Here is a 21149-nt window from a genome sequence, read left to right on the forward strand (position 1 = left end):
TACATAATTAATCTTTATTACAAAATATTAATTACTCTAGATTGATTGTGAACGATGCTCCTGGTTGAAACACAAATCCTTCTCCAATTTCTACAACTAAAACGTTATCAGAATCAATTCTAAGATTTACTGCGGCATCACTTGAGGTAAAGCTTTTTACATTATGATCTACATCAAAAGTTAAATAATAACGATCAAAAGACCCTGCTTCAATAGTTCTAAAAAGAGGACCTTAGTTAGCATCATCTGCTTGTGCTACTAAGGTATATTCAATACTATTACCGTCAATATCAATATCATACAACCCTAATAAATAAGATGGGAATTCTACACCTTCTACAATGGTAGTAGAAGCTTCTAATGATCCTGCTGGAGCGCCAAAAAGGTCTTCTATCTTTTCTTCAATACCATCCGTTATTTCTGTTCCCTGAAACGTGTTTCTAACATGAACCGTCTCTCCATTTAAAACTTGAGGAGTTATGGGCTCTTTTTCACTAACAGTAATTGAAAAAGAAGCTCCTGGCTGAAATACGAATCCTTCACCAATTTGAACCACTAAAACATTATCAGAATCAATTCTAAGATTTACAGCAGCATCGCTAGAAGTAAAACTTTTTACGTTGTGAGGTTCGTCAAAAGTTAAATAGTATCGGTCAAAAGATCCTGCTTCAATTGTTCTAAAAAAACCACCATATGTGGCATCTCCTGTTTGTGCAGTCATTTGAAAATTAATACTATTTTCATCAATATCAACGTCATACAGTCCTAGCAAATAGGATGGAAATTCTACAGCATCTTCAATTGTGGCAGTTGCGGATAATGCCGTTGGATCTGCATCCGGAAAAAATACTTCAATTGGAACTTCAGCACCATCAGTAAAAGCTGGTCCGACTCCTCCTTGAAATGTGTTTTTTATAGCAACACCGGTTCCTGTTTCAATTACTGAATTTGCCGTAATATCAAGATTGTCGTCATCATTACTGCATGATACTAACGAAATAGCTGCTATTATTAAAGCAAAAAACAGCGTATTATATTTATAATTTTTCATCGTTTATTTTATTATTACTTTATAAAGTAAGTGTTAATTAAAATTTACCGTTTGTATTCTTCCAATCAGATTTTGCAGGAATAGTAGCTATCACATCCCAGTGCTCAACTATTAATCCGTTTTCTAGTCTGAACAAATCATAATATGCCGTATGGTCTCCTTTTCCAAATTTTCCTTCACTAACACTTAATACAAAGTTCCCTTGCCCTAAGACCATATGAAGATTATCGTACTCCATTACTAATCCGTTTTCTGCGAAATACTTCATTGCAGCTCCAAAACCTTCTAAACCGTCTGCAACCGAAGGATTATGTTGTACATATTCTTTAGGATTGATGTAATTAGCCACTTTATCCATTTGATGATCTAACAATACATCTTCAATAAATCCTCTAACTACTGCTTTATTAGCTTCAGTCTTGTCTAAATCTGTAAGCGCTGTTGCACCATCAAACTGAGTATGACCACTTGGGTTTGGTTTTTGAACCTCTAAAAGATTATCCCAATGCTCAACAATTAATCCGTCTTCAAAACGAAATATGTCAAATGCAGCTTTTGGTCCGAAGAAATCATATTCTGTTTGAGCAAAAACATAATCACCATCTTGAAATGCACGAACAACGTTTGCTTTAAATCCTCCTTCTGGAGCATGTTGCATTAACTCTCCAAAACCTTGTAAACCATCTGCAACACCTAAGTTGTGTTGAATGTATTTGTTTGGATTTATGTAAGAAATTGGAGTTTGATCACCTGTATTAAAGCTGTTTAACAAAGCAACCACTTTATCCTTATTTGATAATGTTACGTTTTTCAAAGAAGATAAAGATTGGAATCTCATCATATCTATAGTAGACTGATCCATCATTCCCATAAACTCTTTGGCTACGGGAGCATTCATAAAATCATTGATTACAGCATCTGAATTTGCTTTTGTATCCCAATAAACGACTGCTACTTGTTCACCAGAATCATTGGATCCCGTAATGCGTTGTAAAAAGCCTTTTTGTTTTTCGGTAAACTTTGGACCAACACTTTTATTTACTTTATTGAAAGCTTTTATATCAGTACCCTCTTTTGTGTTGAAAGTCATTACCTCTGTAAACGTGCTATTGGTTGCCTTAAATTTATCTTTGATGGTGAAACGCGACATTTTCATGGTAGACCCTTCAATCATACTAGCATAACCAGCCACAGATTTGTCATTCATAAACTTATCCATAGACGCTTTGGCATCTGCGAGTGATTTCCAATATACCAATACAATGTACTTACCTTGTTCGTCCACACCACTTTGACGTCTAATATAACCAGGTTGTTTACTTGTAAAAGTTGCTTCTATTTCAGCATCAAGGGTATTGAATTCTAATTCACTTGCCGTGGTTTTTAGATTAAAACTAGTTACTTCTAAAACTGTTTCTATTTTTTTGTCTTCTGTGTTACAACTAGCTATTGCCATTGTAAAAAGACTTAATGCTATTAATTTAGATTTCATAATGTTCATTTGTTCTTAATTAGTGTTATTTAACACTACAAAACTAATGGTACATTAATCTGTATTGATTATCAATATGATGCTAAGAATGGTAAATGTGAGATTTCTAGAATTGCTTGTTTCTGAACTCTTTAGGAGATAAATTCATGTTCTTTTTAAAGAACTTGGTAAAATTAGTGAGTTCGTCAAAACCGGCATCAAAAGCAATTTCTTTAAAGCTTTTATGTGTACTGACAATAGCTCTCTTAATTTCTAATACTACATAATTATCAATAAAGGTTTTGGCAGTATTCAACGTGAATTCTTTCACTACCTCATTAAGGTGCTTTGTTGTAATTGAAAGCATTTCTGCATAATCTTTTACATTTCTAGTTTTTATATAATGCTCTTCTACTAAATTTTTAAACCTAATGAATACGGGATAGTGTTTTGAGTTGTTCCGTTCTGTATTGGTGCGAGAATTACGCTCTAATCGTAATAAATACAAATCTATTAAAGCTGCGACAATATTTATTTGAGCAAAGGTATTAGTGTTTCTGAGCTCTAAACTTAGTTCCTTTAAAAAGTTTTCGTTAAGAGATTCGTTATTAGAAATAGGAGAGGTAATATGGTAATTATATAGATGGGAAATAATAGCTATGGAAGATTTTGAAAAATGATTTAAGACGAAATCTTCTGTAAAAATTAATAAGAAACCTTCATAATCTGCATTTTTCTGAAACGCATGTATTTGCCCTTTTGCAATTTTAAGAACTGAACCATTCTTTAAGGTATATTCTTTTAAATCTATGGTATGTTTTCCAATTCCTTTAGTAACGATTAATAATGCGAAAAAATGAATTCTATGAGATAGGGTAGGGTCATGGTCTGCCATCTCAGGAATTCTTGCGAATAGCTCTGTTAATACTAAGCACTCAAAATCTTTTGTGTTATCCGGACCTTGAAACGATATGTTGGGAATTTCTTTCAAATTAAATTTTGTAAACCTTCAATAACTAATAGGCAATTCTACTCTATCCATATCCCAAGCTATATACATAACACCAACTCCTTCTTGTAAATCATCAAATTGAATAGAAAATTCTTCAACTGGCTGCTGGTTTTTTAATACATGAGCATCAACTCTTAAAACATCATTGTTTTTATCGTAACTATAATGACCCCAATGATCTAAAGCAGTATTAAATATTATGGTCCAGTGCTCTTCAGTAGGTATGGCATACATAGAATACGTGCCTTTTTTGAGAAGTTTACCATCTATTTTTACGTCCTTATACACCTTAATTTCTGTAGCCTCATTTGCACCTAGACGCCATATTTCATTGTATTTGACCATACCACCAAAAACTTGTCGCCCGTTTTTCTGTGGTCTACTGTAATCAATTTTTAAAACAGGAAATTCAGGAAGGTTTCTTTCAGGAGCAAATTTTATGTCATGGGCAAAATGATCAGGTAAATACACTCTGTCTAGCGGACTTTTATCTAAACCTCTAAATTCTTGTGCAAAACCAAAGGTGGTTAACAAACTAAAAACTGCAAATACTTTAATAAATTTCCTCATACTACTATTCTTTATGAATCAATACATTCGGAAAGTTAAGGATTATCAGCCTATTTTAAGATTAAGCCTAGCATATCTATTTACTTCACCTCATTTATTAACTCGGTATTATCCTTAAAAGCCTTTATATTCTCTAAGGTTGTTATCGTAATTTGATCCATTGCCTCTTTAGTAAAATAAGCTTGGTGAGAAGTAATCAATACATTCGGGAAACTCAACAATCTCAATATTTGCTCATCTTGAATGATGTGCTCAGATAAATCTTCAAAGAATAGATTTTCTTCTTGTTCATACACATCAATACCTAAGTAACCTATTTTCTTCGTTATTAGACCTTCAATTGCATCTGCAGTATTAATTAACGCTCCACGGCTTGTATTAATAATCATAACGCCTTCTTTCATAACGGCTATAGAAGTTTTATTGACTATATGTTTGGTGTGTTTGTTTAGCGGACAATGAAGAGATAAGATGTCTGACTGTTTAAATACTTCTTCTAATGAACCATATGTTACTCCCAATTCTAATAACTCTTGATTCTCGGCAATGTCATAAGCGATTATGTTGCAGCCGAAACCTTTAATTATTTTGCAAAATGTAGCACCTATTTGCCCTGTTCCTATAACACCAACTGTTTTTTTATGCAGATTAAATCCGATTAGATTCTTTAATGAAAAATTACCTTCTCTAACTCTGTTGTAAGCTTTGTGTGTTTTTCTATTTAAGGTTAGTATCAGTGCTAATGCATGTTCTGCCACTGCCTCTGGTGAATATGCCGGTACTCTAGCTACTTTTATGCCTTTACTTTTAGCTGCCTCTAAATCTACATTATTATAACCTGCGCAGCGTAATGCTATTAATTTTACTCCGTTAGCCGCTATTACCTCAATCGTTGCCTTGTTGACAACATCATTTACAAAAACACAAACTACATCACTACCTGCAGTAAGTTTAGCAGTGTCTGAATTTAATGCAGTTTCATAGAAAGAGAAATTATTTTGGTGAGCATCATTGTACTTTTCAAAGTATTCTTGGTCATAAGACTTCGTACTAAAAACAGCTATTTTCATAAAAATTTTATTGGTAAGTTATTACGCAATAAAAATACTTAATGGAACTTAAAATTTTATGACAATTATCAGGTTTGTAATTTAAGTTTGTGGGTCTTTTCTAAACAACTCTATCAAATCAAAAACCAACACACAGAAAACTACCCAAATGAATCCGGCAATGAATCCGCCTGCAATATCTGATGGAAAATGTACTCCTAAATATATTCTACTTATACCTATGCTTAAAATGACGGTTATCAAAACAATAATCAATACATATTTTATCATCTTTTGAATATTGAACTTGGTGACTAGAAAAATTAAAAATCCATAAAATGCCATTGCACTCATTGCATGTCCGCTTGGGTAACTCAAGGTTTCTACAGAAACCAAATGTTCAATGCCTGGTCTTGCACGATCAATAAATCTTTTAAGCATCATGTTAGAAATGGTTGCCAATGCCAAAATTAAGGTTGCCTGCACTATATATTTCCAACGTTTAAAAACAATAAGGGACACTAAAAGAAAAACAGTAAGCACAATTAAATAGCCATATGTATCGCCAACATTGGTCATAAATTTAAAATAAGAAGTTAATTGGGGCGAACGATAAGAAATTATATAATCAGTAATAGCTGTATCATAAGTAGCTAGTGTTTCGGTTTTTAATGTCTCAGTCAATTCTACAAATAAATTAATACCACCTACAACCAAGATCAAAGCTATTAGTACGGTAATTACATAAGGCAGTGTTGTATTGTACTGATTAAGTTTATTCGCTAAAAATTCACGTAGCGATTTTATAAATGTAAAAAGGGACTGTTTCATGAAACGCTCTGTTTAATTAGGCGTAAACTTAGCCGATATCGGTCAATTTCAATGTTTCAAATAAATTGATAACTGACTCGATTGAGTTAACCTAACCTTTTTTAATAATTACATGTAGTAATCTAATTTGGACGAGTATAGTGCGAACCCTTATCTTTATACGATAATAGAATTGTTAGAAATTATGAAATCACCCAATTGGAAAACTGCCATAGAATTTGATGATATTACCTATAAAAAATGTGACGGTGTAGCCCGTATAGCTTTTAACCGACCTAATGTGCGAAATGCATTTAGACCACATACGACAAGTGAACTTATTAAAGCTTTTTATGATGCTCAAGAAGATACTTCTATAGGAGTGGTTTTGCTTTCTGCGGAAGGACCATCTACTAAAGACGGAATTTGGTCTTTTTGTTCTGGAGGTGATCAAAAGGCTAGGGGAGAGAAAGGGTATGTTGGTCAAGATGGTCAGCATCGTTTGAATATATTAGAAGTTCAGCGGATGATTCGCTTTATGCCAAAAGTGGTTATTTGCGTTGTACCGGGATGGGCCGTTGGTGGCGGACATAGTTTGCACGTAGTTTGCGATATGACCTTAGCTAGTAAAGAACATGCTATTTTTAAACAAACCGATGCTGATGTAACCAGCTTTGATGGTGGGTATGGATCTGCTTATTTAGCAAAAATGGTGGGACAGAAAAAAGCTCGTGAGATATTCTTTTTAGGTAGAAACTACTCTGCACAAGATGCTTTAGATATGGGTATGGTAAATGCCGTGGTACCTCATGATGAGTTAGAAGACACTGCTTTTCAATGGGCACAAGAGGTTTTAGAAAAATCGCCTATATCAATAAAAATGCTAAAGTTCTCTATGAACCTTACCGATGACGGAATGGTGGGACAACAAGTATTTGCAGGTGAAGCAACAAGATTAGCCTACATGACCGAAGAAGCTAAAGAAGGTAGAAACGCATTTCTAGAAAAGCGTAAACCAAACTTCGGTAAAGATAATTGGCTACCGTAGGTTCGTTGTTCGTTGATGGTTGTCCGTTGATGGTTGTCCGTTGATGGTTGTCCGTTGATGGTTGTCCGTTGATGGTTGTCCGTTGATGGTTGTCCGTTGATGGTTGTCCGTTGATGGTGACCTTAAAAAAGTTCATTTTTTCTTTAGAAAAAATGAACTTTTTTAGTCTTTGGAAACTGGAAACTGGAAACTGGAAACTGGAAACTGGAAACTGGAAACTGGAAACTGGAAACTGGAAACACCCTAAACTAAAAAGAGTCCGATCAGTGAAGATCAGACTCTTTTACGAGAACACTATATGAAAATGAAAAAATTTTAATTCGTTTTTAATAACACTGTAAATGTATATATCATTTAGAGTTCTTTGAAACTATTGTTGCCATACAAGAGATTTTTGTTGTGAACTGCTCAAAAAACGTGGTATTGCATTTAAAAGGTTAAAGTTTTGCCCTTTTTATCGAATAGAAGCTATTATTTCTTTTAATAGTGTGTTGAATTGTTCGTCGGTCTGTTCTTTTAATCCAGTTCTGACAACAACAAGATCTTTTGATGGTATAATAAAGATGCGTTGTCCTTGAAATCCGTTTACGGAATATAGGTCTGTGGGAATGTCTTCATATTTACCTTCGGCATTTAACCAAAAATGGGCGCCGTAGGTTCCGTTAGAATTGATTGTAGGTTTGGCTACATAATCTGACCATGATTCTGAAAAGATGCGTTTACCGTTCCAATCTCCCTTATTCAAGTATAGCAATCCAAATTTAGCCCAATCTCTGGTAGTTGCCCATCCGTAAGAAGACAAAATAAAGTTGCCAGATAAATCGGTCTCTAAGAGCATAGAGTTCATTCCTATTTTATCGATCAATTCTCTATAGGGGAAATCTAAATACTCTTGATGTGTAGCAAACTGCTCTCTTAGAATACCAGAAAGTAAGTTTGTGGTGCCAGAAGAATAGTTCCACACTTCTGTTGGTTCGGCTACTACTTTTTTATATCGTTGTGCCAAAGTCATATCAGAATCTAAGAAAAGCATCTTTGTAACATCAGATATTTTAAAATAGTTCTCATCCCATTCCAATCCGCTTTGCATACGTAATAGGTGATTTAGGGTAATATCGGGCTTGTGGTTCTTCATGCTCATTTCCTTAGCAAATGGCTTAAATTCCATGTCGATTTCATCTTGGTACTCCAAAATACCATAAATCGTACCCAAGATACTTTTGGTCATTGACCACCCAAGAATTTTTGTATCCTTCGAAAATCCGCGTATATAACGTTCACCAATAATTTGATTTTTATGAACCACTAAAAGAGATCTTGTTTTTTGTTCTGGATCCTGAAAAGCATTTTCAAATGCTACTTCTAATTTATCATAAGCTACATTTTCTAATACCGTATCAATAACACCGTTGTTTCCATATGGGAAAGGCAGTGAATCTTGCACTTGAAATCTATTGGGGACAATGTCGAAATTGTGTTTAGAAAACTCTTTGTTTGTAAGTACAGCACCAAGTCCTTCTTTATAAACTGCTGTTCTTGGCATTAGTCCGTAAACGTTAGCTGTAGCAGATGTACCTTCTTGCGATACTTCACAATCTGCCAAGTTTATTAATGGCATCTCATTATCGTTCAATGTAATATCTACAGGGTCTCTATCAGCGATAAATACTGTAGAAGCCATGTTTTTAGAAGCATAACCAGATATTAGATTTAGTTTGGGGTAGTTGAAATATGCCGCGGCAATAATACCTACTAAGACAATACCTAAAAGCAGCTTTGTTTTCTTCATTCTTAATATATTCTATATGAAATTATAATGTGTTGGAATTCTACTTTGACAAACACTGCCTGTTTTACCCGAATTATTTTATCTTATCCCATGTTTTATCGGAAGTAAGCCTAAAACTACCAACATGGTTAAAATTACATTCTTGAGGTAAAATCAATGATAAAAATGTGCTTTCATCTTTAGCCTTATATAAATGGTATTCTTTACCAACAATGGGTTCAAAACTAAACTTAGCACTATATACAAGATTGTTGTATTCAAAATTATCCATCAGTTTCTTATACGAAGCTTGTAGTGCTTCATATTCTGCCTTAAACTGATTATTAGCACTTACAATATGTGTGTTCTTCCAAGAAGTTACATCTGGCGGAGTAATTTTTGGTGCTGATACTCCGGTTGCAAAAGGGGATAGTTTTCCGTGATACTCTTGGGTATCTTCATTGAAAACTACATTATCTGGTTTTTTATCTTTTTTCATAGCAGTACAAATTTAAAGAAAAGCCCTCATTTATCACTTGCAAGATTATAGGGGTATAGGTATCTTCCATTCTTTAATTCCGAATTCAACAAAACAATCTAATTTTAATGGCTTTTAAACCTGCCTTCTACTTCATATTGTTATGCATCATGGTATCGTGTAACACAGAAAAACGTTCAAAAGAAGTGGTGCTTTATGAAAATTATTGCGCCAGCTGCCATGTGGCTCCCAATATCAATGATTTGCCTAAAGATATATGGAGAGATAATGTACTGCCAGATATGGGAGCAAGATTGGGAATTATTACTCCCGAAAATCACCCGTATTATAAGTACTCTTTCGATGAACAAATTGCTATCATTAAAACCGGAATTTACCCGAATAGACCCATCATAAATGAGGAAGATTGGGAATTGTTGGTCGATTATATTATTAGTATGGCACCGGATAGCGTTGTAAACAATGCTATTAATATTGATAATGCTGAGCTATCTCAATTTAACACCAAACCTGTTGCATTAGACAGTGTTAAGGGCAACTTATATACTTTCTTAAGTATAGACACACAACATCATCAAATACTTACTGGTAATAGGAGAGGAGTATTAAGTGCTTATGACCTTAAAACAAATACCAATAGCGATATCGGCAATTTTGATTTAGCGATTACGGATGCTCGAATTATTGGTGACAGTATTTTTGTGACAAATATGGGTATTATGGACCCAAATGAAATACCTAGAGGAAAAACTGTTCTTAAAAACGGTAGTGCAACCGCTGTTCTACAAGATTCATTGCATAGACCTGTACACACCTTATATATTGATTTAAATAAAAATGGAAACGAAGAAATTATTATTAGTGAATTCGGTAACCTAAAGGGTAAACTGACTTTACTTGAAAAAGATTCTTATGGCTTCTATAAAAATAAAACCTTATTAAATGTACCCGGAACGATACGGGTAATTGCAAAGGATATGGATCGCGATGGAAAACAAGATTTAGTGGTAATGGCAGCACAAGGCGATGAAGCTATGTATATATTATACCAAAAAGATAATTTGAATTTTGAGGTTGAAAAAGTAATTCGATTTAGCCCCGTTTATGGTTCTAGTTGGTTTGAACTGGTTGACTATAATGGAGATGGGTACGATGATATAATTACAGTTAACGGTGATAATGCAGATAAATCTATATTTCATAAACCTTACCACGGTATGCGTATTCATTTAAATGATGGTAACAATAAATTTACAGAAACATTTTTCTTCCCTTTAAATGGTGCTACCAGAGTTATTGCCAATGATTTTGATCAAGACGGGGATGTAGACTTTGCATTGTTATCAACTTTTCCAGATTATGAGAAGCACCCAGATTATAATTTTGTGTATTTAAAAAATGAAGACAGTACAAACTATTCTTTTAGTTCAGAGCATTTTGCAGATATAAATTTGGGGCGATGGTTTTTGATGGATGTTGACGATATAGACAATGATGGTGACGATGATTTGGTATTAAGTGCGCTGAATTACTCTTTTACTCCTGTACCAGAATATTTTGAAAAAGTCTGGAAGGAAAGTTATACCGACCTTTTAATTTTAGAAAATAAACTACATTAGTAGGTATGAAGAACAAATTATTCATTGTTTTATCTCTTGTTATAACCGTTAATTGTACAGATAAACCTTTGAATGATAAGTATGATTGGGTACCAATGACCGTTACGGCAACTGCATACAATTCCCTTCCGTACCAAACTTCTTATGAGCACCCAGCAATTACAGCGTGGGGAGATTCTATAAAACAAGGTCAAAAATGGATTGCCGTTTCTAGAGATTTATTAAAGAAAGGATTAAGCTATAACACCATGGTTAAGATAGATACCTTTGAAGGTGTTTATTTGGTGAAAGACAAAATGCATTCTCGTTGGCGAAATAGAATAGATATTTACATGGGCGAAGATGTAAATAAAGCAAAAGAATGGGGGAGACGTAAAATCACTATTTCATACGCTGTTGAAAAAGATAGTTTAGAATTTATTGAATGAAGAAAAAGAGTATAGTTTATTTTGTTTTGGGTCTACTAATATTATCATGTACTTCTACAAAAAGTATTGTGGACCATCCAATAACTTTTAATGAAGAACGAAAAATATTGACTCTAGAATATCTTCAAAATAGATACGGATTAGAGCAAGATTCCCCTAAAATTGAGCCTAAAATGATTGTTTTACATTGGACGGTCATTCCCACATTCGAAAAATCATTTAAAGCCTTCGACCCGGTTACATTACCCAATTGGAGACCAGATATTAAAAATGTAAGTGGTTTAAATGTATCTTCTCAATTTATGGTCGATAGAGATGGTACCATATATCAGCTATTGCCAGAAACGACCATGGCGCGCCATGTTATAGGGCTAAACCATTGCGCTATTGGAGTTGAGAATGTTGGTGGTACCGAAGAACTTCCTTTAACCAAAGCACAATTAAAATCTAATATTTGGTTGGTGAAGTATTTGAAAGATAAATATGATATTGACTATTTAATTGGACATTACGAATACACTCTTTTTGAAAATCACCCATTGTGGTTAGAAATAGATGAGGGTTATAGAACTGTAAAAACAGACCCAGGACCTGAATTTATGGCTAATGTTAGAAAAGCAGTAAAGAATTTAGATTTTAAAGAACTACCCATTAAACAATAGAAAAACAACTAAAGAATAACAGTACATGAAAAACATATTTTTATCTATAGTAAGCTTATGCTCGCTATCGGTTATTGGGCAATCAGAGAATATTACTACTCAATTATACGATACTTACGAGAACTACAAAGAAAGTTCTATTGGCAAACGACGCATAAAAAGAATCGACATACAACCCCTTATTGATAAGCTTTCTACAAATAAAAAGTTTAAGGTAACAACCGTAGGCAGATCTATTGGCGGTAAAGATTTAAGCCTAATAAGTATTGGTACCGGCGAAACCGATGTTTTTCTATGGTCTCAAATGCATGGCGATGAACCAACTGCTACACAAGCTATTTTTGATATTCTAAATTTCTTTGATAGTGAAGATTTCAAAAAAGAGAAAGAAGCTATTCTTGCTAACCTAACAGTTCACTTTTTACCAATGCTGAATCCTGATGGGGCTGAGCTTTATCAACGTAGAAATTTATTAGGAGTAGATATTAATAGGGATGCGTTGCGTTTACAGTCTCCAGAATCTCAAACTTTAAAAAGAGTACGTGATAGTCTTGATGCCGATTTCGGATTCAATCTTCATGATCAAAGCACATATTATAATGCTGAACGTACAGAGAAACCTGCTACTATTTCATATTTGGCTCCGGCTTATAATTATGAAAAGGATATCAATGAAACTCGTGGTAATGCGATGAAAATCATCGTTTTTATGAATGATATTTTACAGAAATATGCACCAGGACAAGTTGGCAGATATAATGATGATTTTGAACCAAGAGCTTTTGGTGATAATATTCAAAAATGGGGAACAAGCACTATTTTAATTGAATCTGGTGGATATGCAGAAGATGTAGAGAAACAAGAAATCAGAAAACTGAATTATACTTCTATCTTATCTGCGGTTTATACCATCGCTCAAAAATCTTATGAGACTATAGGAATTGAAGAGTACGAGAAAATTCCGGAGAACGATAGAAAGCTGTTCGATTTAAAAATCGTTGGTGCCAACTATGAACTAATGGGTAAAACGTATACTATAGATATAGGTATGAATCAGATTGAAGTAGATTACCCTGATCACAACTCTTTTTGGTATAGTAGTAGAATTTTAGATCAAGGTGATCTTTCTACGTATTATGGTTATGAAACATTTGATGCTACTGGTTATACCATTAAACAAGCAAAGGTGTACCCAAAGACTTTAAATAATTTTAGTGATGTTGAAAACTTGAATTTTAATGATGTATTGAAACAAGGTTATGGTTATTTGCGTTTATCAAGTTTCCCTGCTAAAAATATTAATTCGCCATATCCTGTTCATTTAATTGGGGCAAAATATATGGTTCCAGAATTGAATTTAATGCCAGGTATCAACCCGACCTTCTTCTTAGAAAAACAAGGAGTTATTGAATACGCAGTAATTAACGGATTTTTGGTAAACCTAAAAGAATCTGAAATACAAGTTCCAAACGGAATGATCTTTAGGTAAAAGATTTAAATTAAGCCTATAAAAAAAGGGAAGCATTTGCTTCCCTTTTTATTTTATATAGAACTGAAAATCTTACAAAGAATCTTCTGCATCTAAAAGTGCAAAGAATTTATCTAAGTTAGGTAAGATGATAATCTTTGTTCTTCTGTTCATTGCCATATGTTCTTTAGAATCATTTTCTACTAAAGGCAAGTAGCTACTTCTTCCAGAAGCGATTAATTGAGAAGGATCAACATCATATTCTTTCTGTAATTTACGTACAATTGAAGTCGCACGTTTTACACTTAAATCCCAGTTATCAGTAACCATCGGCGTGTTAATTGTTCTAGAGTCAGTATGACCTTCAACCATAACTTCCATACTTGGTTCAGACTTGATTACGTCTGCCAATTTTTGTAAAATCTTGTTTGCTTTGCTACTTACATTATAACTTGCAGTGTTGAATAATAACTCATCTGAGATATTGATCATCACTACAGTTTTATCAATACTAACATCAATATCTTCACCTTCTTCAGAAATTGATTGCTTCAATTTGTAAGAGACAGCCAAGTTCATAGAATCTTGTAATGTTTGTGCAGCTGCTAGTTTTGCTGGATCAACATTTTTCAATGTATTTCTCATCTTAGCTTTGGTATTGTTACTCATAACAGCAACATCATCAACGCTAGTGAACTGGCTATCGTTCATATCTTTCAATGAGTTGATTTTTGAATTGTACTCTTCTACACGAGCTTCAATTTTAGTCATTTGAGCTTGTAGCTCTTCTTTCTCAATTTGAGTCTTTTGTAATGTACTCTGTGTTTGAGATAGGTTATCTTCTAATGCAACAAATTTCTTTTTAGATACACATGAAGTTAAAAGTGCTACCGATACTATAGTAACTAAGGATAATCTTTTCATTTTGTTCTCTTTTAATTAATATTAGTCTAATCGGTCTTATATACGGCACAAATCGATAAACGGATGTTTAAATACAGAAGCTATGTTTATATGATTGATGATATATAGCTCAACAAAATGATTATCAACAGGTTGTTGATTTCAGTTTAGAGCAAAAAAAAAGAAGCATTTTCATGCTTCTTTCTATATTTTGATAGATAATTACCTATTCGCAACCACCTGTAAATCCGTTTGCACTAAACTTTGTTTGTACTGCACCTTGTCTAGAACCTGTGTTGATTTCGATAGCTAAGTTGTTTTCACCACTACCATCTCTTTTTGGGCTACAGTATTCAAATAAATAAAAGCTATTAGCTCTCTCTGAAACCTTTTCAGAGATGTCTCTAAAAGTTCTTTCTAATTCATCTTTATTGGTAGCAAATACACTAGCGGTTTTACCTACAGCGGTTAAAACTTCAGTATCAATTTCTGCTCCCAAACCAATACTAAAGAATGAAATATTAGCATTTGCTTCATTTACTTTTTTCAACGCTGCTTCTTCTGTAAAACGAGAAGCTTGATCCGTACCATCTGTAAATATAACTACTGATGCAGCACCAATTTTGCCATCTGCAGTAGATACCTTAACTAAATCAGATGCAATATCTGTTGACTTTATAACTGCTCCGTACAAATCTGTAGAAGGGTCATTACTGATATCATCTGTAATTCCGTCAACTGCGGCTGTAAGCTCAACTCGTGATGATGTCAATTCATTTAATAAGTGCAACTCATCTTCACCATCAAACCAATAAATAGCCATTTTTACGGATTCTGAGGCTGTTGCCGGCATAACTGCTTCTATAAAACTCGTAGAAGCAAGCTTTAATTCTTCTAAGCTACTACTCAATACACTATTACTTAAATCCAATACAAGTAAGGTGTTATTTGAGAAAATTTGTGAGTTTGGTGATATACGTGCTGAAGACTCTGATGTAGAAATGGTATTAAAACAATCATCGTTTCTACCTTGCTCGTAGATAGTAAATTGATTTGCTGTTAAACCAGGTACAGGGTTACCGCCTGTATCAGATACTCTAAAAAATACAGATACTTTACCAGGTAGGGTTGTATATTGTTCTTGTATAGATAAAACTAGTTCTCCTTCTTCGAGTCCTAAACAATCATCTACTTCAGTTCCTTTTCCTAATCCGTCGTCTGTATTCAGGTTCAAGCTTACATCATCATCTGCATTACCACAAGAAACAAGTAGTGTTAAGATAAATAACACACTGAAGCTCTTAAAAAAATTTTTCATATTCATTAATTATAGGTTCAACTAGCAGAACGGACAAAGTTTATTTAAATTATGACGATTGAAAAAATAAATGTTAAAGATTGTTAAAGCGGAAGCTACTCCATGTCAAAAGTTCCCAAAAGACCTATATCTCTTTAGGTTTGTGTCAAATACACTTTCATAATATTAGCCTTAATTTTACTAACTTAGAAGTAGTAAAGCTGTAATTAATGACCCACGAATTCAAGAAAATTATTAAAGAGTATATTATTGCCTCATCTACAAACATAAAATGTGTTTTGGCAACGGTAGTTCATTTAGATGGATCTTCGTATCGAAAGCCTGGTGTTCGTATGCTTATTCGTGAAGACAATATAATGATAGGTGCGGTTAGTGGTGGCTGTGTTGAAAAAGAAGTTTTGTTTCAGGCTCAATCTGTATTTGAGAATCAAACTGCAAAATTAATGACCTATGATGGTAGATTTAGATTAGGTTGCGAAGGTTTGCTTTACATATTATTAGAATCTTTTTCACTAAGCGAAGAGCTCATAAATGATTTTAACTTAGTCATTGAAAATCGTCAATCTTTTGAACTTCATACATCATATCAAAAAGAGTATGGTGTTTTAGATGGATATGGCAGTTACATAAAGCTTAACTCTAAGTCCTATACTTTTAATAAAAACACCAAAGAACAATCAAAAGCATTGTATTTCACACAATCAATGCAACCTTGTCAACGACTTTTATTAATAGGTGGTGAGCATGATGCTGTTCAATTAGCGCATTTTGGATTGAGTATGGGCTGGGAAGTTAACGTAGCCGTTACTCCTAAAGAGAACAAAACGATTTCAGATTTTCCGGGTATTGATACTTTGATTGACTGTGAACCCGAAGATTTTCCTATTGAAACAATAGATAAGAATACAGCCATTCTTTTAATGACACATAGCTACGTTAAAGATTTAAAGTATTTAATGATGCTTAAGAACAGTAGCCCTACGTATTTGGGAGTATTAGGACCAATAAAACGCAGAGAGAAATTGCTGTCTGAATTATTGGAGTATGATATGGATATTGATTTAGATTTTATAGAAGGTGTTCACGGACCGGCAGGATTGAATATTGGAGCAGAAACTCCGCAAGAAATAGCAATATCAATTCTTGCAGAAATTTTAACCGTTATTAGAAAAACTCATCCTGTAATGTTGAAAGATAAATTGAAACCTATTCATTGAAAAAAGATGTAGATATAGCAGTGCTTATTATGGCAGCTGGCGCTTCAAGAAGAATGGAAGGCATCAAGCAATTAATGCCTTGGAAAAGTTCTAATTTCTTATTAGAAACCATTAAAACTGTTCAAAATACTAATGCAAAATCATTGCATGTTGTTTTAGGCTCAAACGTTGAATTTATTACTACTCAGTGTAGTTTAAAAGAAAAAAATATAGATATCATCGTTAATTCAAATTGGAAAAACGGATTGGGTGATAGTATAGCACACGGAGTTAAAGTGTTACTTAAACAAAGACCAACCTTAGACGGAATCTTAATTTGCCTTGCAGACCAGCCTTTATTGAGTTTTGAATACTTAAATTTATTAATTGAAGAGATTATAAAACATCCTTCAAAAATCATAGCAACAAATTATAATAAAAAGGTAGGTGTACCTGCACTGTTTCCTAAATTGCTGTTTAAAGAGTTGTCTGTATTGAAAGGAGATTTTGGTGCTAAAGAAATTCTAAACAATAAAAGCAATGCTATTATTCCATTAGACGCGGCAGATCAAATTGCTGATGTAGACACAAACCTAGAATATCAGAATCTATTAAATCGAACCAATAACACGCTTAATTCGTAACATGATTAAATTAAAACTTACAGTTCTTGTCCTTCTGACTACATTCCTTTCCATTCCAATACTAGCCCAAGAAATGGGTTTTGAAGAATATAACCCCACATCTACTTTGGTGGTGCCCGGTGGTGAAATCACCAAAGCAAAATTCCCCTTTATAGATGTACATAGCCATCAACGAGATATGTCAGTTGAAGCCTTAAACGGATTAATTTCTCATATGGATGCTATGAACGAAGCCATAATGGTGAACTTGAGCGGAAGGTCTGGAGAAAGCCTTAAAGAGAAAATTGATAATATTAATAAAAGTTACCCTAACAGGTTTGTAGTTTTTGCCAATGTAGATTTTGAGGGAGCAAAAGACATGGAATGGGGAAAACAGGCTGCAGCCCAATTAAAGCAAGATATAAAGAATGGTGCTAAAGGATTAAAGATTTTTAAAAGCTTAGGATTGCGGAATAAGGATGCTGACGGTAATCGTTTGGCAATAGACGATTCTCGCTTAGATCCTATTTGGGCTAAATGTGCAGAAATGGGAGTTCCGGTATTAATTCATGCTGCTGACCCAAAGTCCTTCTGGGATGATATGGATTCAGATAACGAACGTTGGCTAGAATTAAAAACACATCCAAGAAGAAAACGTACTGCTACAGATCCAGCTCCTTTTGAGCAAATTATTCAAGAGCAACATAATGTGTTTAAAAAACATCCGAATACCATATTTATAAATGCTCATATGGGTTGGCATGCCAACAACCTTGAAAAATTAGGAGAGCTATTAGATGAAATGCCAAATATGAATGTGGGTATATCTGCTGTTATTGCAGAACTTGGTAGACAACCACAAAATGCTAGAGCCTTTTTTATTAAGTATCAAGACAGAGTATTATTTGGAAAAGATAGTTGGAAACCAGAAGAATTTCCTACGTATTTTAGGGTTTTGGAAAGCAACGATGAATATTTTCCGTATTACAAGAAATATCATGCCTTTTGGTCAATGTATGGGTTGAACCTACCTGACGATGTGTTGAGAAAATTATACTATAAAAATGCGCTAAACCTTATTCCAGGTTTAGATACATCCTTATTTGAAAAGTAGATTATACTTTTTTAAGCACTTCAGCTTCTTCTTTAACGGGAATATCTTTAACATCTTGAAAAATACCACATGATACTTGCTGTTTAGCTAGTGCTGGGGTATTTTTTCTTTTTGTCAAAGCCTCTATTTGCGGATTTAAATACTGCATATCAGAATATTTTTTAATAAAACGCACATACTTAACTGATGTTGCATGACTTAGAATTATTTTACTCTAATTTAAAAAATAATTTACATTGAAATGTGACAAACTACATAAAAGGTATACTAATGAGTAAATAGGTTTTTATACATGCAAAAAGAAGCAGTCTTTACTAATTTAATACGAGAGCATCAGGGGCTTTTATATAAGGTGACTTCAATTTACACTGACAATAAAGAAGATCAAGAAGACTTGCTTCAAGAAATAGTCTACCAACTTTGGAAGTATTTTGACTCGTTTCGTAACGATTCAAAAATAACAACTTGGATGTATCGTGTAGCCATGAATACAGCAATCACATTTATTAAGAAAAAAAAGAGAAGACCAGATTCTATCCCAATTGCAGATGTTTTTATTAAGCAATCAGATACTAATAATGATGCCTACGAAGAGCGATTACGATTGCTTTATCAGCATTTAAAGCATCTAAACACCTTAGAAAAAGGACTCATTTTTCTTTTACTGGAGGGTAAAAGTTACAAAGAGATAGCACAAATTACCGGGTTGAACGATAGCAATGTAGGTACCAAAATATCTCGAATAAAGAAGAAATTAAAAACTAACATGACAAAGCATTAATCATGGAATTAGAAGAACTACAGTCTGCATGGACACAAATGAGCGATGAACTAAATCATCAAAAAAAATTAACGAACCAAATAATATTAGATATGACAAAGCAGAAATATCAGCATAAATTCTCAACCATTACCAAATACGAAACCTTAGGTGCCGTAGTCTGTTTTGCTGTAGCATTCTTTGTACTGCTAAACTTTGACAAGTTAGATACATGGTACTTTCAGATTTGCGGATTGCTGACCCTCTCATTTCTAATTGTATTACCTGCAATGGTGCTAACAACTCTAAAAAGAATAAAAAATATAGATATTTTAAACGGGTCTTATAAAGAAAATTTAAAGTTTTACTTGAAGACAAAGAATAGACTTTTAAGGTTACAACAAATTGGTATAGCCGTTGGATTTATTGGACTATTATTTATAGTACCGGTAACTTCAAAAATTATTTCGAATAAAAACGTATTCTTAACTAGCTTAAAAACGGAGCAATACGTAGTATTTACTGTAACATTAATAGTATTGGTTTTTTTCTGTAGATGGGCATATAAAGGATACCTTAAAGTAACTCAATCTGCCCAAGAATTAATACAAGAATTAGAGTAAATTCTTCATTCAGTAAGTTTCTTTTGAACGTAATTTAAAATAAGCATCCAATTCATTTTTAATAGGAGGGAAGCTGTAGGTACATTGTCATCTGCAATTGCAGAAATAATAGAATCATGCTGATTATCAGATTTGTTGTAGAAAGAATCATCATTGGTAAAGGCACGTTCATAAAAAAAGATACGTGTCTTTAAATCATGTAAAATTTTAAGTGCCAATTCATTTTTATAACCCTTGGTCAATAACCTATGAAATTCTAAATCAGCTTGAATTCTATCAATAGCGTTAGATGCATTTTCAAATACTTCTTGTTGATTTTTCAAATTAACGATATCTTCTTGACTAAACTCCGTGTTTTCAATAGCCATCACTTCTAAGTTCGCTACTAGTTCATACAAGTCTTCCGCCTCTTCAACATCCAGTTCTGCTATTATGAATCCTCTATTTGGTATAGCCTTAATAATGTGTGCCTGTTGCAACTGTGTTAATGCCTCTCGTATTGGAGTTACGCTAACATTTAAATGACGTGCAAGTGCGGCTAAGTTTATGGTTTTACCAGTTTTCAGATTACCAGTAATCATTTCTGACAACAGGTAATCGCGCACTTGATCTCTTAAATTTATTTTAACCAGCATACATCAAATATAATATATCGTATACGATTATAACTGTATTACAGATAATTTAGTGTTTGCATTATTTAAAAGGTATGAGCTTAAAAAAGATATGAGTGATGAATTCATATCTTCCTTTACTATTAAAATGCTAAATGTCTTTCAATAGATAAAATTTTTCTCTGCTTGTCTTTTATAGCATTCAATAAATTAAGCTTGACTGAAGTGATTGGTAAAACTTTTTGAAAATTTTTCATGATGTTCGTTTTTAGATTCGGTGATGAGCCGAGTGATTGATGAATTATTAATTGATGAATGTTTGTTGTAACTGTTTTAATGAGTGTGATTTCTTGATGAAGCCCATTGCACTCTCTTACTGTTCTTAAAACTTGAAAAAAATGAATTTCTTCTTGTTTCTGTCGGTGTGTTTCTAATAAAAGTTCTCATGATGTTTGTTTTTAGGTTCGGTGATTAGCCGAGTGATTGATGAATGTTTGTTGTAACTATTTTAATGGGTGTGATTTCTTGATGATGCCCATTGCA

At 33.5% G+C, this 21149-nt stretch carries 22 protein-coding genes; 10 read left to right on the forward strand and 12 right to left on the reverse strand.

Annotated features, from left to right (window positions below):
* Positions 1-232: 232 nt before the first annotated feature.
* The 6 genes from BUC31_RS11235 to BUC31_RS11260 form a co-directional block, all read right to left on the reverse strand.
* A complete protein-coding gene (locus BUC31_RS11235) occupies positions 233-1051 on the reverse strand; it encodes a hypothetical protein (protein ID WP_073244233.1) in 819 nt (272 codons plus the stop codon).
* Between the two features lie 37 nt (positions 1052-1088).
* Positions 1089-2543 (reverse strand): nuclear transport factor 2 family protein, encoded by a 1455-nt coding sequence (locus tag BUC31_RS20550; protein WP_244534042.1) that lies wholly within the window; start codon positions 2541-2543, stop codon positions 1089-1091.
* Between the two features lie 106 nt (positions 2544-2649).
* Complete coding sequence (locus tag BUC31_RS11245) at positions 2650-3513, reverse strand: AraC family transcriptional regulator (RefSeq protein WP_073244235.1); 864 nt, start codon at positions 3511-3513, stop codon at positions 2650-2652.
* A gap of 18 nt (positions 3514-3531) precedes the next feature.
* Positions 3532-4104, reverse strand: coding sequence for a DUF2911 domain-containing protein (locus BUC31_RS11250; RefSeq protein WP_073244237.1), 573 nt, complete (start codon positions 4102-4104; stop codon positions 3532-3534).
* Positions 4105-4184: 80 nt separating this feature from the next.
* A complete protein-coding gene (locus BUC31_RS11255) occupies positions 4185-5174 on the reverse strand; it encodes a 2-hydroxyacid dehydrogenase (protein WP_073244239.1) in 990 nt (329 codons plus the stop codon).
* 81 nt (positions 5175-5255) lie between these two features.
* Positions 5256-5984: a phosphatase PAP2 family protein gene (locus BUC31_RS11260; protein WP_073244241.1), complete on the reverse strand. Its 729-nt coding sequence runs from the start codon at positions 5982-5984 to the stop codon at positions 5256-5258.
* Between the two features lie 184 nt (positions 5985-6168).
* On the opposite strand from BUC31_RS11260, the gene BUC31_RS11265 reads away from it, so the two are divergent.
* Positions 6169-7011 carry a 1,4-dihydroxy-2-naphthoyl-CoA synthase gene (locus BUC31_RS11265; protein ID WP_073244243.1) on the forward strand — a complete coding sequence of 281 codons (843 nt, stop codon included), beginning with the start codon at positions 6169-6171 and terminating at the stop codon, positions 7009-7011.
* Between the two features lie 454 nt (positions 7012-7465).
* Here BUC31_RS11265 and BUC31_RS11280 read toward each other — a convergent pair whose 3' ends face one another.
* Complete coding sequence (locus BUC31_RS11280; protein WP_073244249.1) at positions 7466-8800, reverse strand: serine hydrolase domain-containing protein; 1335 nt, start codon at positions 8798-8800, stop codon at positions 7466-7468.
* A gap of 73 nt (positions 8801-8873) precedes the next feature.
* Positions 8874-9278, reverse strand: coding sequence for a DUF2452 domain-containing protein (locus BUC31_RS11285; protein WP_073244251.1), 405 nt, complete (start codon positions 9276-9278; stop codon positions 8874-8876).
* 149 nt (positions 9279-9427) lie between these two features.
* On the opposite strand from BUC31_RS11285, the gene BUC31_RS11290 reads away from it, so the two are divergent.
* Genes BUC31_RS11290 through BUC31_RS11305 form a run of 4 tightly spaced genes read left to right on the forward strand, consistent with a single transcriptional unit; the run spans position 9428 to position 13476 of the window.
* Positions 9428-10897, forward strand: coding sequence for an FG-GAP-like repeat-containing protein (locus tag BUC31_RS11290; protein WP_073244253.1), 1470 nt, complete (start codon positions 9428-9430; stop codon positions 10895-10897).
* Between the two features lie 5 nt (positions 10898-10902).
* Complete coding sequence (locus BUC31_RS11295; protein ID WP_073244255.1) at positions 10903-11325, forward strand: 3D domain-containing protein; 423 nt, start codon at positions 10903-10905, stop codon at positions 11323-11325.
* A complete protein-coding gene (locus BUC31_RS11300) occupies positions 11322-11987 on the forward strand; it encodes an N-acetylmuramoyl-L-alanine amidase (protein ID WP_073244257.1) in 666 nt (221 codons plus the stop codon). The genes BUC31_RS11295 and BUC31_RS11300 overlap by 4 nt, the downstream gene beginning before the upstream one ends.
* 25 nt (positions 11988-12012) lie before the next feature.
* The gene (locus BUC31_RS11305; protein WP_073244259.1) at positions 12013-13476 is read left to right on the forward strand and encodes a M14 family metallopeptidase; all 1464 of its coding nucleotides are present in this window, start codon (positions 12013-12015) and stop codon (positions 13474-13476) included.
* Between the two features lie 72 nt (positions 13477-13548).
* Here BUC31_RS11305 and BUC31_RS11310 read toward each other — a convergent pair whose 3' ends face one another.
* Together BUC31_RS11310 and BUC31_RS11315 are read right to left on the reverse strand one after the other, a co-directional pair.
* Positions 13549-14379: an OmpA/MotB family protein gene (locus tag BUC31_RS11310; RefSeq protein WP_073244261.1), complete on the reverse strand. Its 831-nt coding sequence runs from the start codon at positions 14377-14379 to the stop codon at positions 13549-13551.
* Positions 14380-14584: 205 nt separating this feature from the next.
* The gene (locus BUC31_RS11315) at positions 14585-15676 is read right to left on the reverse strand and encodes a vWA domain-containing protein (RefSeq protein WP_073245903.1); all 1092 of its coding nucleotides are present in this window, start codon (positions 15674-15676) and stop codon (positions 14585-14587) included.
* 209 nt (positions 15677-15885) lie between these two features.
* Between BUC31_RS11315 and BUC31_RS11320 the strand changes: the two genes are divergently transcribed.
* The 3 genes from BUC31_RS11320 to BUC31_RS11330 are packed head-to-tail and all read left to right on the forward strand — an operon-like array spanning position 15886 to position 18609.
* The gene (locus BUC31_RS11320) at positions 15886-16893 is read left to right on the forward strand and encodes an XdhC family protein (protein ID WP_073244263.1); all 1008 of its coding nucleotides are present in this window, start codon (positions 15886-15888) and stop codon (positions 16891-16893) included.
* Positions 16890-17516, forward strand: a complete 627-nt coding sequence (locus BUC31_RS11325) for a nucleotidyltransferase family protein (protein ID WP_073244265.1) — start codon at positions 16890-16892, stop codon at positions 17514-17516. The genes BUC31_RS11320 and BUC31_RS11325 overlap by 4 nt, the downstream gene beginning before the upstream one ends.
* A 1-nt stretch (position 17517) precedes the next feature.
* A complete protein-coding gene (locus tag BUC31_RS11330) occupies positions 17518-18609 on the forward strand; it encodes an amidohydrolase family protein (RefSeq protein ID WP_073244267.1) in 1092 nt (363 codons plus the stop codon).
* A gap of 1 nt (position 18610) precedes the next feature.
* On the opposite strand, the gene BUC31_RS20315 is transcribed toward BUC31_RS11330, so the two are convergent.
* On the reverse strand, positions 18611-18757 hold the full coding sequence (locus BUC31_RS20315; protein WP_170861954.1) for a hypothetical protein: 147 nt from the start codon (positions 18755-18757) through the stop codon (positions 18611-18613).
* Between the two features lie 144 nt (positions 18758-18901).
* Between BUC31_RS20315 and BUC31_RS11335 the strand changes: the two genes are divergently transcribed.
* Both BUC31_RS11335 and BUC31_RS11340 read left to right on the forward strand, forming a co-directional pair.
* On the forward strand, positions 18902-19390 hold the full coding sequence (locus BUC31_RS11335) for an RNA polymerase sigma factor (RefSeq protein WP_073244269.1): 489 nt from the start codon (positions 18902-18904) through the stop codon (positions 19388-19390).
* A 2-nt stretch (positions 19391-19392) separates the two neighbouring features.
* The gene (locus tag BUC31_RS11340; RefSeq protein ID WP_073244271.1) at positions 19393-19992 is read left to right on the forward strand and encodes a hypothetical protein; all 600 of its coding nucleotides are present in this window, start codon (positions 19393-19395) and stop codon (positions 19990-19992) included.
* A gap of 5 nt (positions 19993-19997) precedes the next feature.
* Here the strand turns inward: BUC31_RS11340 and BUC31_RS11345 are convergent, their stop codons facing one another.
* Entirely contained in the window at positions 19998-20627 is a 630-nt protein-coding gene (locus tag BUC31_RS11345; protein WP_073244275.1) for a GntR family transcriptional regulator, read from the reverse strand.
* Positions 20628-21149 lie beyond the last annotated feature (522 nt).

The organism is Maribacter aquivivus, assembly GCF_900142175.1.
In the GTDB taxonomy this organism is placed as follows: Bacteria; Bacteroidota; Bacteroidia; order Flavobacteriales; family Flavobacteriaceae; genus Maribacter; species Maribacter aquivivus.